This window comes from Nocardioides pelophilus (genome assembly GCF_014180685.1).
Taxonomy (GTDB): Bacteria; Actinomycetota; Actinomycetes; order Propionibacteriales; family Nocardioidaceae; genus Nocardioides; species Nocardioides pelophilus.
This window is the reverse complement of record NZ_JACEHF010000009.1, coordinates 23758-37157: the sequence shown is the minus strand read 5'-3', so window position 1 is coordinate 37157 and position 13400 is coordinate 23758. Positions and strand designations below refer to the sequence as shown.

The following is a 13400-nucleotide window of genomic DNA, read 5'->3' as shown; positions in this document are numbered from 1 at the left end:
TGCAATGACCGCAGTCGCCCACCGGCCTGAGAGTGCCCAGCCCGAGGACCGCGACGTCGAGCAGCTTGCCCAAGCGCTGGACGAGGCGCTTGCCCTGATCGACGGACTCGACGACCCGACGGCGCTCAGCGCCACGCTCGCCGTACGGCGCGCGCTCGACGACGCTCACCGGGCCGCGCTGGTCCACGTCGTACGACGGCTGCGTGACGACCCGCGGGGCAAGGAGCTGCTCTTCGAGCTCGTCGACGATCCGGCCGTGCGGATGGTCCTCCTCATGCACGAGATCATCCGGCCCGACCCGATGACGCTGGCCGCCAACGCGTTGGAGCAGGTGCGGCCCCAGCTGCAGTCGCACGGAGGCGACGTCGAGCTGGTCCGGATCGAGGAGGGCACCGCCTACGTACGGTTGTCCGGTGCCTGCAACGGCTGCTCGATGTCCGCGGTGACGATGCGCAACGGCGTCGAGCAGGCGCTCAAGGCCGAGGTGCCCGGCATCGTCGGCGTCGAGGTGCTGCCCAACGAACCGGGGCCGACGCTCATCCAGCTCAGCGAGATCGGTGTCCGGTCCGCCGAGCCCGACAAGGGCTGGGTGCGGTCGGACCCGCTCGACGCGTTCGAGCTCGACCAGCTGCGGGCCGTCGACCTGGTGCCCGACGACGGCGCCGCCGTGTCGGCGCTCGTCGTCAACCTCGGCGGCCAGCTCTCGGCGTACGTCAACGAGTGCGCGCACCTGGGCATGCCGCTGGACGGGGCTGAGCTCGACCCGGGCGATGGTTCCCTGACCTGTGAGTGGCACGGCTACTGCTTCGACGCCCTCTCCGGCGAGTGCCGCACCTTCCCGGGAGCGCAGCTGGAACAGCTGCCGCTGCGGGTCGAGGACGGCCACGTCTGGATCCGTGTCGGCGAGTAGCGATGCGCGTCCAGATCATCCCCACCGGTGCCGAGCATCTCGGCACCCAGCTCGGCGTGAGCCCGTTCGCCCCGGCCGGGCCCGCTCCGGACACCTACGGTCCGTGGCGGCCCGAGGTCGTGGTCGGCGCCGAGTCGGCCGGGGGTCTGCTGCTGCCGCCGGCTCAGCCGACCGCGTCCTTCGTCTATGCGCCCCGCGGCGTGCTGCTCGACGAGGGCCTGCTCGTCGTCGCCGACACCGGCAACCACCGGGTGCTGGTCTTCAACCGGATTCCTTCCGGCGACGGGGAGCCGGCCGACCTGGTGCTCGGACAACCGGACGAGGTGACTGAGGGACCGCAGGCCGGTGGCGCCGGTCCGGCCGCTGGGATGAACCTGCCGACCGGGGTGGTCCGAGCCGAGGACGGGCGGTTCGTCGTCGCGGACGCATGGAACCACCGGATCCTGGTCTGGGACTCGCTCCCCGACAAGGCCGGGGCGCCCGACCTGGTGCTCGGACAGAAAGGTCCGGAGGACGTCGAGCCCAACCGCGGCGGCGATCCCAGCGCGCGTTCGTTCTACTGGCCGTTCGGCATCGCCGTCGTCGACGGCAGGTTCTACGTCGCCGACACCGGCAACCGGCGGGTCCTGGTGTGGACCGACGGCATCCCCACCGATCCCGACCAGCCGGCGGACGTCGTACTCGGACAGCCTGACGCGATGAGCCGCGGCGAGAACCGCGACGGTCCGCCCGACGCCGGATCCTTCCGCTGGCCGCACACCGTCACCGGGACGGGCAGCGGCGGTGTGGTCGTCGCCGACGCCGGCAACCACCGGCTGCTCGGCTGGCACGCGCACCCCGACGGCGACCGCCCGGCCGACTACGTGCTGGGCCAGCCCGACATGACCACAGCCGTCGAGTTCCCCTACCGGCGGCAGACCGGCACCGGGCTCCGGTTCCCGTACGCGGCGGTCCACGCGCCCGGGGGACTCGCCGTGGCCGACACCTCGAACAACCGGGTGCTGCTGTGGGACGGCGACCCCCTCGACCAGCACACCGAACCCGTGCACGTCCTCGGACAGCCGAGCTTCTCCGCCAACGGGGAGAACAGGTGGGAGCAGGTCGCGCGCGACACCTTGTGCTGGCCCTACGGGCTCTCCGCTCATCGCGACCGGATCGCGATCGCCGACTCGGGCAACAACCGGGTCGTCGTGTGGAGCCGGGGAGGTGCACCGTGAACCCGGTCCGCCGCGCGATCGAGGTCCGCGGGGTCGTCCAAGGTGTCGGCTTCCGGCCGTTCGTGGCGCGGCTGGCCGCCGAGCGGGGGCTGGTCGGAGAGGTCGGCAACGACGAGGTCAGCGTCTTCATCGAGGTCGAGGGGTCGGCGCCGCTGGTGGACGACTTCCTCTCCGCACTGAAGGCGCAGACTCCGCCAATGGCGGTGGTGTTCGACATCGCCGTCAGCGAACGGGCGCCGCGCGGAGGCAACGGGTTCCGGATCGTCCCGAGCCGGCGGCGGCCCGGTGCGCGCACCCTGGTGCCGCCGGACGTCGCCACCTGCGCGGACTGCTTGTCCGAGCTGGGGGACCCGACCGACCGCCGCCACCGGCATCCCTTCATTACCTGCACCAACTGCGGACCGCGGTTCACGATCATCACCGACCTGCCCTACGACCGACCGGCCACCACGATGGCCAGCTTCCCGATGTGCGGGTCGTGCGCCCGGGAGTACGACGACCCGGCCGACCGGCGCCACCACGCCCAGCCGATCTCGTGCCATGACTGCGGACCGCGGCTGTGGTGGGAGCTGGCCGGGGGGGCGGGCGAGCCGCTGCTCGGCGACACCGACACCTTGGCCACCGCCCAGCGGTTCCTCAGCGACGAACGGATCGTCGCGGTCAAGGGGATCGGCGGCTTCCACCTGGCGTGCGATGCCACGTCCACGGTCGCCGTACAACAGCTGCGGGAGCGGAAGCGGCGCCCTCAAAAGCCGTTCGCCGTGATGGCCAGGGACCTGGACGCCGTACGCCGGATCGCCTTCGTGCCCCCCAGCGCCGAGCTCACCCTGACCCAGCCGGCCGCGCCGATCGTGCTCCTGCCGATCCGTGAGGACGGCCCGCTGGCGCCGGGGATCGCGCCCGGGCTCGACGAGGTCGGCGTCATGCTGCCTTACACACCGCTGCACCACCTGTTGCTCGCGGCGGTCCCGGGCCGGGACGCCCCGGCGCCGACGCTGCTCGTCATGACCTCGGGCAACCTCTCCGACGAGCCGCTGTGCTTCACCAACGACGATGCCCGCGCGCGGCTGTCGTCGATCGCGGACGGGTTCTTGATGCACGACCGCCCGATCGCGGTCCCGTGCGAGGACTCTGTCGTGACCCTCGGGAGCAACGGCGAGGTGCCCGTGCGCCGCTCGCGCGGCTTCGCACCCATGCCCGTGGCGCTTCCCAGCGACGGTCCGACCACGCTCGGGGTCGGGGCGGAGATCAAGAACACCTTCTGCGTGGCCCGCGACGAGCTCGCGTTCTGCTCCGCTCACGTCGGCGACATGGGCAGCCTCGAGAGCCAGGCCGCATTCGCCCGGTCGGTGGACCAGCTGACCCGGCTGCGGGCCGCGAGCCCGGAGGTCGTCGTCGCGGACCTGCACCCGGGCTACGCCACCCGCCGCTGGGCGGAGGACTACGTCGAGCGCAACCCGGAGACCCGGCTCGTGACGGCCCAGCACCATCACGCACATCTCGCATCACTGCTGGCCGACCACGGACTGGTCGGCACCCCGGTCGTCGGGGTCGCCTTCGACGGCACCGGCTACGGGTGCGACCGGCAGATCTGGGGTGGCGAGGTCCTGGCGATCGGCGTCGACGTCGCCGAGTGCACGCGGATGGGCCACCTCGTTCCCCTGCGGATGCCCGGCGGCGACGCGGCGGTCCGCAACCCGTTCCGGATCGCGCTGGGACTGCTGCACGGCGCGGGTCTGGGGGCCGTGCCCTGGGCGCCCGACGAGATGGAAGAGGCCGAGGTCCAGACGGTCAGGTCGCAGCTCGACGCGGGCCTGGGCTGCCTCGACACGACCAGCGTGGGCCGCTTGTTCGATGGCGTCGCTTCCCTGCTCGGCGTCCGTCATCGCGTCACGTACGAGGCGCAGGCGGCGATCGAGCTCGAGGTGTTGGCCCGTACGGCGGCGCGCCCTGCGGAGCTCCCGTTCCCGGTCACCAGCGAAGAGGTGCCGCAGCTCGACTGGCGCCCGCTCGTCACCGCGCTCGTCGCGGCGAGGGACTCGGGGACCGACCGCGCGGAGCTGGCGCTGGGGTTCCACCGCGCTCTCGGAGCAGCGACAGCAGCGTTGGCGCTCGGCATCGCGCGCCGCGCGAACGTCGACAGAGTCGGACTGACCGGCGGCGTGTTCGCCAACCGGGTGCTCACTGCAGAGGTGACTGGCCGGCTTCGCGCCGGCGGTCTCGAGGTGCTCACGCACCGCCGGGTCCCCTGCAACGACGGGGGACTCAGTCTCGGCCAGGTCGTGATCGGCCGGGCCATGGCAGCTCGTGAGCAGCTGCTGACAGATCGTCGGGCGAACGGCGCGGTCCCCCTGACCGCGCCGGGACGAGAAGAGGTTGATTGAGATGTGCTTGGGAGTCCCTGGACGGATCGAGAGGACGTGGGTCGACAACGGCGCGCTGATGGCCGAAGCCGACTTCGTCGGCGAGCGGCGCAAGGTGTGCCTCGACTACCTGCCGGATCTAACGATCGGCGACTACGTCATCGTGCACGCCGGCTACGCGCTGACCCGCCTGACCGAGGAGTCGGCGCGTGAGACGGTGCGGATGATGGTCGACCTCGGCCTTCTGGAAGCGGCGGAGACCGCACCGGGGTCGAGCGCGATCGTCGAGACGATCGGGCAGGAGGTGGCGCCATGACTGCTGTCGTCGGGCCCCAGGCCGGGCCGGTCACCATGATCGACGAGGAGCTCTCGGCTGACCTGGCCGGCGCCGCGCTGGCCCTGGCGCGCCGCTTCCACGCAGGTGCCACGCTCTGGGTGCTGTCACCGCAGTGGGAGCCGCACTCCCACCACGTCGCGGTCGAGTTCGTCCATCCGGTCATCGTCGGCAAGCGTGCGCTGCCCGCGGTCGCCCTGGTCGCCGCCGACCTCGTCGCCGAGACCCGGATCGCGGTCCGCCCGGGCGACGTGGTCCTCGCGGTCGCCGGCGCCGACCAGGCCCAGGTCCTCGACGTGATGCGACGCGCACCCGCCTGGGGGGTCGAGACGATGTGGATCGGGTACGGCGACCGGCCGGCCGCCGGCGCGGCCAGCCACGTGCTGTGGGTTCCGTCGGACGACCCGATGGTGCCGGCCACCGGCAGGTTCGTGCTGATGTACCACCTGCTGTGGGAGCTCACCCACGTCTGCTTCGAGCACCCCGGCCTGCTCACCGTGCCCGACGACGACTGCACCGACGAGGTGTGCATCACCTGCAGCGACGAGGGACGGCTCGGCGAGGTGGTCGCGCCGCCGGCGGAGGAGTACGCCGGAGCGCTGGTGCGCACGGCCACCGGCGAGGAGTACGTCGACGTCACGGTCGTCGGCGACGTCGTACCCGGAGACCTGGTCATCGTGCACGCCGGTGCCGCGCTGACCCGGCTCGAGGATTCGCCCCAGGTGGGGCAGTGGGGGCCGAGATGAGCGACCAGGGTCACTCGACCGACTTCCTCTACCCCTTCCTCGAGGGACAGGAGACCGACGCCGCCGGCCTGCTGGCCGACCTCGCCACGTCCGCCCGGAGCAAGGCCGCCGAGAGCGCCCGACTGCAGGAGGAGTCGCTCGCCGAGTGGGATGCCGGGATCGAGGCGGCCGGTCGGGCCATGGCCGAGCGCTTCGCGGCCGGGGGTCGGATGTTCACCTTCGGCAACGGCGGCAGCTCGACCGATGCCGCCACCATGGCAGCACTCTTCGCCCGGCCGGCCCATGGCCGGCCGCTGTCCGCGCGCTGCCTGGCGGCCGACCAGGCCGTGCTCACCGCCCTCGGCAATGACGTGGGGTTCGACGTGGTGTTCGCCCGTCAGGTCATGGCGCACGCCCGCACCGGCGACATCGCCGTCGCGCTCTCGACCTCCGGGAGCTCCGAGGACCTGATGGTGGCGCTCGCCGAGGCCCGACGCCGGGGTCTGCTCACGGTCGGCTTCTCGGGGTACGACGGCGGTCGGATGAGTGTGTCCGAGGACGTCGACCACTGCTTCACGATCCGCTCCTTGAGCATCCACCGGATCCAGGAGAGCCAGGCCCTCGTCGGCTACCGGCTGTGGTCGGTCACCCAGCACCACCTCGAAGCACTGCAGAACGGAGCACCGCGATGACCAGCGAACGGTTGACGCCGTCGGCCAGCCAGGTCCCCGACCCGGAGGACCGCACCCGGCTGCGGGTCGAGGAGTTCCGGAAGCGCCGGCCCCGGCTGATCGACGAGGTGGTGACCATGGCCCACGGTGCGGGTGGCAAGTCGTCGGCCGCCCTGGTCGACCACGTCTTCGTCGAGGCGTTCCGCAACCCGCTGCTCGAGCAGCTCGGCGACGGCGCGCTGCTGCGGCTGCCGAGCGGCGAGCGGCTCGTGTTCTCCACCGACTCCTTCGTCGTCCAGCCGATCGACTTCCCGGGCGGCACCATCGGCGACCTCGCGATCAACGGCACCGTCAACGACCTCGCGGTCAGCGGTGCGGTGCCGCAGTGGATCTCGGTCGCGTTCGTGCTGGAGGAGGGCTTCCCGATCGATCGGCTGCGCCAGCTCGCTGCCGACATGCGGGCCGCGGCGGACGCCGCCGGGGTGCAGATCGTCACCGGCGACACCAAGGTCGTCCCGCACGGCTCGGCCGACGGCCTCTACATCACCACCGCGGGGGTGGGCGTGGTGCCCGCCGACCGTGAGCTGTCGCCAGCCGCGGTCCGGCCCGGCGACCGGCTGATCGTCTCGGGCACCATCGCCGACCACGGCATGGCCGTGATGCTGGCTCGCGGCAACCTCGCCATCGAGGCCGACATCGAGTCCGACACCGCCCCGGTGAACGGCCTGGTGGAGGCGCTGCTCGCGGCGGCGCCCAGCACCCGCTGGATGCGCGACGCGACCCGGGGCGGCCTCGGCACGGTGTGCAACGAGCTCGCCCAGACGGTCGGGCTCGGAGTCGTGATCGACGAGGGCCTGCTGCCGATCGACCCCACTGTCCTCGGGTGCTGCGACATGCTCGGCATCGACCCGATCTACGTCGCCAACGAGGGCAAGTTCGTCGCCGTCGTGGCGGCCGAGGAGGCCGAGGCGGCCGTCGCCGCACTCCGCGGCCTGCCCGGGGGAGCCCAGGCGGCCGTGATCGGCGAGGTCATCGCCGAACCTGCAGGAATCGTGGCGATGCGGACGCCCTTCGGTGGCACCCGCATCGTCGACATGCTCGTGGGCGACCCGCTGCCGCGGATCTGCTGACCGAATCGAGAAGGAGCACATCATGTGTCTGGGCATTCCCGGCCAGGTCGTCGAGATCGTCGATGAGGCCGAGCACCTGGCCCGCGTCGACGTCAGCGGCGTCCGCCGCGTCATCAGCGTGAAGCTGCTGGCCGAACAAGGGGTCGCACCGGGCGACTGGGTGCTGGTCCACGTCGGCTTCGGCATGGCCAAGATCGACGAGCAGGAGGCCCAGCTGACCCTCGACCAGGTCCAGCGGATGGGCCAGGACTACGTCGACGAGATCGAGCTTTTCAAGACCACCGCAGCGGAAGCGAGTTGAGCCACCCATGAAGTTCGTCGACGAGTTCCGAGACCCGGCCGCGGCACGCGCGCTGGTCAAGTCGATCACCGAGCTGGCCGGAGACGACGAGTTCAAGTTCATGGAGGTGTGCGGTGGCCACACGCACACCATCTACCGACACGGCATCGAGCACCTGCTCCCGGCCAACATCGAGCTCGTGCACGGCCCGGGCTGCCCGGTCTGCGTGATCCCGATGGGCCGGATCGACGACGCGATGTGGCTCGCCGAGCAGCCGGACGTCATCTTCACGACCTTCGGCGACATGATGCGCGTCCCGGGATCGCGGGGCAGCCTGCTCGACGCGAAGGCCCGCGGCGCCGATGTGCGGTTCGTCTACTCACCCCTGGACTCGGTGAAGATCGCCATCGACAACCCCGACCAGCACGTGGTCTTCTTCGCCGTCGGGTTCGAGACCACGGTGCCGTCGACAGCGGTCACCCTGATGCGTGCCAAGGCGCTGGGGCTGACGAACTTCAGCGTGTTCTCCAACCACGTCACGATCGTGCCGCCGATGAAGGCGATCCTCGAGAGCCCGGACCTGCGACTGTCTGGCTTCCTCGGCCCCGGCCACGTCTCGACCGTGGTCGGCACGCACCCGTACCGGTTCGTGCCCGAGGTCTACGGCAAGCCGGTGGTCGTGGCCGGGTTCGAGCCGCTCGACATCCTGCAGTCGGTGTACATGCTGCTGGAGCAGCACCGTGACGGTCGGTGCGAGGTCGAGAACCAGTACGCGCGCGTCGTCAGGCCAGAGGGCAACGTCGCCGCGCTGAAGCTGATGGGGCAGACCTTCCAGCTGCGACCGCACTTTGAGTGGCGCGGGCTCGGCTTCATCTCGCAGAGCGCACTGCGGGTCCACGACGACTTCGCCGACTTCGACGCCGAGGTCCGGTTCTCGATGCCAGGTGTCCGGGTGGCCGACCCCAAGGCCTGCCAGTGTGGCGAGGTGCTCAAGGGTGCGATCAAGCCCTGGGAGTGCAAGGTCTTCGGCACAGCGTGCACGCCAGAGACGCCGATCGGCACCTGCATGGTGTCGCCGGAGGGCGCGTGCGCGGCGTACTACAACTTCGGCCGGCTGCACCGTGAGACGGCCCAGATGGTCGGGCAGGGGGCAGTGGGTCAGGGTGCCGGCGTCTGAGCAGCCCACCGCGGAACGGCCGTCGGGCCACCGGTTGTTCGCGCAGTACGCGCACGCGCCCAACGCGCTCGGGTACTGCGGTCCGACCGGCTCGGCGGCGCTCGTCGCCGCCGCGACCGGCTCGCCCCCGGTCGCGGCGGCTCTCGAGGTCGCTGCGGTCGCGCAGCGGTTCTCCGGCGCCTGGCCCTATCAGCGGTTGCTTGCCGCGATGGCGGGTGTCGAGGATCCGCTCGACCCGTCGGTGGTCCGGGGGTACTGGACCGGCAACGCGATGTCCGCGGCCATCGACCGGTCGGAGTTCGGTGCCCGGTTGATCGCGGAGCTGGCTCCCCAGGCGGGCCACTACTGGACGCACCTCAACCAGGACCTGCTGCCGGAAGCAGCCCCGAGCCACGCGTTCCACGTCCTTGGTGTCTACCCGTGGTCCCGGCTGCTCGGGGTCGGCCCGGAGCCGCTCGGGGTCCTCGAGTCGTGCCGGATCGCATGGGCTTCGGTCGAGGAGGTGCTGACCGACGAGCTCGTGGTCACCGGCCCACAGCTGGAGTACGACGCCGGTACCGATGCGGCGCCCGCCGTACTCCGTCTCGGGCGGCCGATGACCCGCCGGATCCGCTACCGGCTCGACGGGCACCCGTTCGTCGACGATCTCGCCCCGGGCGACACCGTCGCCGTGCACTGGGACTTCGCCTGTGATCGCCTCACCGCGGATCAGGTCTCGTCGCTGGTTGCCCAGACCACCCACCAGCTCACCGCGATGGCGCCGCGGGTGGCGGGACAGCGCTGAGCGCAGGCCTCAGACGCCGACGACTTGGCCGAGCGGCTCGTGCGCCTCGCCACGGCTCACCTGGAGGAGGTGGAAGAGCAGGACCAGTTGCGCGATCGCCAGCGGCTCGCTGCGGTCGCCTCCGGTGATGGCGCCGAGTCCCGCGGGGGGCGGGCCGACGGCGCCGACCGCGCCCCAGATCACCTGCTCCAGCTGCGTCGTCTCCTCGGCCGAGGAGTATCCGTGCACGTGCAGGCAATCGGTCGGCGTGCCGTCGACGTCGCGCACGATCCGCAGGTGCATCGCTGCCCGGAGGTCGTCGGTCAGCGTCGCGGTGAGGTCGGCGTGCTGGATCGTCGGGCGTAGCAGCACCTCTGCTGACAACGGCGTGCCCGGGGGCTCGTCGTGGTGACCGGCAGGCGCGAACCTCACCACGATGTCGGCGTGGCGGCGCTGCGACCGGGTGTACGCCGCTGACTCCTGCTCGCGCAGGGCGAGCTCGGCCAGCACCTGGTCCGCGGTGTAGCCACGCTCGCCGGTGTCACGGGCGACCTTCCAGCCGTGCCGGACCTCCTGGGGTGGATCCAGGAACACGGTGGCGTCGAAGCAGGCCCGCATCAGTTTGGTCTGGAGGGGGTGCAGACCCTCGACCACGACGAACTCCCGCGGCTCGACGTACACCGATCTGCTGAACGTGCCGGTCGCGTGGTCGTAGACGGGCTTCAGCACGGGGCGCCCCAGCGCAAGCAGCTGGAGATGCTGCTCGAGGATGTCGAGGTAATTGCAGTCGGGGTGGAGGGCCGTGAACGGCAGGCCAGCGCGCTCGGCGCGGTCGTAGCGGTGGTAGTCGTCGGCGCAGAGGGAGAGGCATCGGTCCTGACCGATCGCGTCGGTCAGGCCACGCGCGAGCGTGGTCTTTCCCGAGGCGGAGTCGCCAGCGATGGCGAGCATGATTGGCTGGGGTCTGGCTGGCGATTGCGACCGGCTCATCTTGACGATCTTCTCGATCATCAGAGCAGACCGGCTGAGTCGAGTGCGCCGCGGGCGACAGCGGCCACGCCGTCGGCAGTGAGACCCACGTGGGCGGCGACCGCCCAACCTGGGCCGGAAGCGCCGACCCTGCCGACGCCGACGACGGCGTCGGCGAGGTGCCGCCAACCGATCGTCGACCCGGCCTCGACCGCCACCGTCACGGGAGGCAGCGGCAGGAGGTGTCGACGGGCCTCGAAGCGCTCCCGCCACGGGACCGAGACGACCCGCACCGTCATCCCGTCGCGGGCGAGCGTGCCAGCAGCCGCGAGGGCGAGCGACACCTCGGAGCCGGACGCCAAGAGCTCGATATCCGGGTCCGGGTCGTCGCGGACGACGCGGAAGCCGTCGGTGGCGAGGAAGCGAGGCGGAGCGCTCGAGGGCGCGGCAGGCAACGATTGTCGTGAAAGCACCAGGACCGTCGGACCGTCGAGGCGGGCGAGTGCGCAACGCCAGGCCTCGGCGGTTTCCTGGGCGTCCGCGGGACGCAACACCCGCACCCCCGGGATCAGCCGCAGCGACTCGATGTGCTCGACGGGTTGATGGGTGGGGCCGTCCTCGCCGACCCACACCGAGTCGTGGGTCAGCACGTAGATGACCGGCTGGCCCATCAGCGCCGACAGCCGCAGGGCCGGGCGGAGGTAGTCGGCGAAGACGAGGAACGTGCTGCCGAAGCAGCGGAACCCGCCGTGCAGCGAGATGCCGTTGAGGACGGCGGCCATCGCGAACTCCCGGATCCCGAAGTCGATCCGGGTGCCGCCGTAGTCCCCCTTCACCACCGAGGAGGCGCCAATTTCGGTCCCGGTCGAACCCGAGAGGTCGGCCGATCCGCCCACGAGCTCCGGGACGGCCTCGGTCAGCGCCGCCAAAACCTGGCGCGAGGACTCACGGCTGGGTGTCGGCTCGACACGCAGGCCGGCGACCAGCTGGTCCCAGAACGCATCGTCGTCGACGTACGCCGTACCTCCGCTGCACCGCCGGTCCCACTCGCCGGCGCGGCCCGGGTCGGCGGCGCGCAGCGCGGCGAGCTTGGCCTCCCAGCTCGCGCGTTCGGTCCGGCCACCGGTCGCCAGCTGCTCGCAGTGTGCACTCACAGCCGAAGGCACGACGAACGACTCGTCGGGCCACAGCACGCGACGCTTCGCCTCCGCCAACCGCTCGCTTCCCAGCGGGCTGCCGTGGGCTGCGGACGTGCCGGCGACGTCGGGAGCGCCGTGCCCGATCACCGTCCTGACCGCGATCAGGCTCGGCCGCGGATCAGCGCCGGCCTCGATCAGAGCAGCGTCGATCGCCTCGATGTCGGTACCGTCCGCGACCCGCGAAACGTGCCAGCCGTACGAGCGGAACCGTGCGAGCTGGTCGTCGGAGCACGAGCGTTCAGTGCCGCCGTCGATCGTGATCTCGTTGTCGTCGAACAGCACCGTCAGCCGCCCGAGCCCGAGGTGGCCGGCCAGTGAGGCGGCTTCGTGGCTCACGCCCTCCATCAGGCAACCGTCCCCGGCGATCGCCCAAGTCCGGTGCGAGACCAGCTCGGGGAACCGCGCGTGCAGCATGCGTTCCGCGAGGGCCATACCGACAGCCATCGCGATCCCTTGCCCGAGAGGGCCGGTCGTCGCCTCGACGCCGGCAGTGTGGCCGAACTCCGGGTGACCGGGAGTCCTCGAGCCGAGCTGGCGGAAGTCCCGCAGGTCGTCCTTGCTGAGGTCGTACCCGAACAGGTGCAGCAGGGCGTACTGGAGAGCCGAACCATGTCCGGCCGAGAGGACGAAACGGTCCCGGTCCGGCCACTCCGGTGCCCCCGGGTCGTGCCGGAGGTGGCGGGACCACAGCGTCCACGCCATGGGCGCGGCGCCCATAGGCATGCCCGGGTGGCCGCTGTTGGCAGCCTCGACCATGTCAGCGGCCAGGAACCGCACGGTGTCGACGGCCAGCTGGTCGAGGGTGTCGGCGTCCGCGGCGGTCGTGCGCGTTCGGTCGGAGGAAGTGCTCACTGTCCCAGGAGACCGGAGCGTCGGAGCAGCGGACTCACCCGGACGGGTGGAGGGACTGGTGACATTCCCGCGGGGGCGCCCGGAGGGTGCCACGGTGACCTACGCTGCGAGGATGACGGCCGACGAGACCGACGCCACGGTGGATGCCCCCCGAGCGCCCAGCCGCGTCGTGCTGGCCGACGACCACGAGATGGTGCTGCACGGCGTGCAGGCCATGCTGGCCCATTTCAGGGACGACGTGGAGGTGGTCGGGACGGCGACCACTCTCGACGAGGCGCTGGCCGTCGTCAGTCGTGAGCAGCCCGACATCGTTCTCTGCGACATCCGCCTGGGCCGCGACAGCGGTCTCGATCTGTGCCGCCGGCTCAAGCTGCTCGATCCCGGGATCCGGGTCGTCTTCCTCACGGTCTACGACGACGAGCAGTACGCCTACCAGGCGTTGCGCGCCGAGGCGTCGGGTTACATCCTCAAGCGGGTGGACGGCGGCGAGCTGGTCGAGCACCTCAAGCGGGTCGTCGAGGGCGACGTGGTGATCGACCCCACGCTCGCCGGCCGGATCGCGATGTCGGCGGCTCGGATCAACTCCGGGGAGTTCTGGCCCGGCGCGCGTCTCGGACTCACCCAGCGGGAGAGCGAGGTGCTCGCACTTCTGGTCGCGAGTCACTCGAACAAGGGCATCGCTGCGAAGCTCGTGGTGAGCGAGGACACGGTGAAGACCCACATCCGTGGTCTGTACCGGAAGCTGGGCGTCGCCGACCGGGGAGGAGCGATCGCGGTGGCGTTGCGGGAGGGCCTCTACCAGTGAGCGCG

At 71.3% G+C, this 13400-nt stretch carries 13 protein-coding genes; 11 read left to right on the top strand and 2 right to left on the bottom strand.

The genetic code is table 11. The features are described 5' to 3' along the window. Positions 1–4 precede the first annotated feature (4 nt). Genes H0488_RS03770 through H0488_RS03725 form a run of 10 tightly spaced genes read left to right on the top strand, consistent with a single transcriptional unit; the run spans position 5 to position 9591 of the window. Entirely contained in the window at positions 5–910 is a 906-nt protein-coding gene (locus tag H0488_RS03770) for a NifU family protein (protein ID WP_183097944.1), read from the top strand. 2 nt (positions 911–912) lie between these two features. After that, on the top strand, positions 913–2127 hold the full coding sequence (locus H0488_RS03765) for an NHL repeat-containing protein (RefSeq protein ID WP_183097943.1): 1215 nt from the start codon (positions 913–915) through the stop codon (positions 2125–2127). Continuing rightward, on the top strand, positions 2124–4511 hold the full coding sequence (gene hypF, locus H0488_RS03760) for a carbamoyltransferase HypF (protein WP_183097942.1): 2388 nt from the start codon (positions 2124–2126) through the stop codon (positions 4509–4511). Before H0488_RS03765 ends, hypF begins: the two co-directional genes overlap by 4 nt. Before the next feature lies 1 nt (position 4512). Then, the gene (locus H0488_RS03755; RefSeq protein WP_183097941.1) at positions 4513–4806 is read left to right on the top strand and encodes a HypC/HybG/HupF family hydrogenase formation chaperone; all 294 of its coding nucleotides are present in this window, start codon (positions 4513–4515) and stop codon (positions 4804–4806) included. Continuing rightward, the gene (locus H0488_RS03750; protein ID WP_183097940.1) at positions 4803–5570 is read left to right on the top strand and encodes a hydrogenase assembly protein HupF; all 768 of its coding nucleotides are present in this window, start codon (positions 4803–4805) and stop codon (positions 5568–5570) included. The genes H0488_RS03755 and H0488_RS03750 overlap by 4 nt, the downstream gene beginning before the upstream one ends. Next, positions 5567–6241, top strand: a complete 675-nt coding sequence (locus tag H0488_RS03745; protein ID WP_183097939.1) for a D-sedoheptulose-7-phosphate isomerase — start codon at positions 5567–5569, stop codon at positions 6239–6241. Before H0488_RS03750 ends, H0488_RS03745 begins: the two co-directional genes overlap by 4 nt. Further along, a complete protein-coding gene (gene hypE, locus H0488_RS03740; RefSeq protein WP_183097938.1) occupies positions 6238–7350 on the top strand; it encodes a hydrogenase expression/formation protein HypE in 1113 nt (370 codons plus the stop codon). Before H0488_RS03745 ends, hypE begins: the two co-directional genes overlap by 4 nt. A 22-nt stretch (positions 7351–7372) precedes the next feature. After that, positions 7373–7651, top strand: coding sequence for a HypC/HybG/HupF family hydrogenase formation chaperone (locus H0488_RS03735; protein ID WP_183097937.1), 279 nt, complete (start codon positions 7373–7375; stop codon positions 7649–7651). Positions 7652–7658: 7 nt separating this feature from the next. Continuing rightward, complete coding sequence (gene hypD / locus H0488_RS03730; protein ID WP_183097936.1) at positions 7659–8807, top strand: hydrogenase formation protein HypD; 1149 nt, start codon at positions 7659–7661, stop codon at positions 8805–8807. After that, entirely contained in the window at positions 8794–9591 is a 798-nt protein-coding gene (locus tag H0488_RS03725) for a DUF6390 family protein (RefSeq protein ID WP_183097935.1), read from the top strand. Before hypD ends, H0488_RS03725 begins: the two co-directional genes overlap by 14 nt. Positions 9592–9600: 9 nt before the next feature. Here H0488_RS03725 and H0488_RS03720 read toward each other — a convergent pair whose 3' ends face one another. Both H0488_RS03720 and tkt read right to left on the bottom strand, forming a co-directional pair. After that, complete coding sequence (locus H0488_RS03720) at positions 9601–10560, bottom strand: phosphoribulokinase (protein WP_281369506.1); 960 nt, start codon at positions 10558–10560, stop codon at positions 9601–9603. Between the two features lie 20 nt (positions 10561–10580). After that, entirely contained in the window at positions 10581–12590 is a 2010-nt protein-coding gene (gene tkt, locus H0488_RS03715) for a transketolase (RefSeq protein WP_220794163.1), read from the bottom strand. Positions 12591–12702: 112 nt separating this feature from the next. On the opposite strand from tkt, the gene H0488_RS03710 reads away from it, so the two are divergent. Then, the gene (locus H0488_RS03710; protein ID WP_183097933.1) at positions 12703–13395 is read left to right on the top strand and encodes a response regulator transcription factor; all 693 of its coding nucleotides are present in this window, start codon (positions 12703–12705) and stop codon (positions 13393–13395) included. Positions 13396–13400 lie beyond the last annotated feature (5 nt).

Bases quoted from the DNA above. Each gene is read 5' to 3' on its own strand.
- H0488_RS03770 (WP_183097944.1), top strand. From the start codon at position 5: ATGACCGCAGTCGCCCACCGGCCTGAGAGTGCCCAGCCCGAGGACCGC.
- H0488_RS03765 (WP_183097943.1), top strand. From the start codon at position 913: ATGCGCGTCCAGATCATCCCCACCGGTGCCGAGCATCTCGGCACCCAG.
- H0488_RS03755 (WP_183097941.1), top strand. From the start codon at position 4,513: ATGTGCTTGGGAGTCCCTGGACGGATCGAGAGGACGTGGGTCGACAAC.
- H0488_RS03750 (WP_183097940.1), top strand. From the start codon at position 4,803: ATGACTGCTGTCGTCGGGCCCCAGGCCGGGCCGGTCACCATGATCGAC.
- H0488_RS03745 (WP_183097939.1), top strand. From the start codon at position 5,567: ATGAGCGACCAGGGTCACTCGACCGACTTCCTCTACCCCTTCCTCGAG.
- hypE (WP_183097938.1), top strand. From the start codon at position 6,238: ATGACCAGCGAACGGTTGACGCCGTCGGCCAGCCAGGTCCCCGACCCG.
- H0488_RS03735 (WP_183097937.1), top strand. From the start codon at position 7,373: ATGTGTCTGGGCATTCCCGGCCAGGTCGTCGAGATCGTCGATGAGGCC.
- hypD (WP_183097936.1), top strand. From the start codon at position 7,659: ATGAAGTTCGTCGACGAGTTCCGAGACCCGGCCGCGGCACGCGCGCTG.
- H0488_RS03720 (WP_281369506.1), bottom strand. From the start codon at position 10,560: ATGAGCCGGTCGCAATCGCCAGCCAGACCCCAGCCAATCATGCTCGCC.
- H0488_RS03710 (WP_183097933.1), top strand. From the start codon at position 12,703: ATGACGGCCGACGAGACCGACGCCACGGTGGATGCCCCCCGAGCGCCC.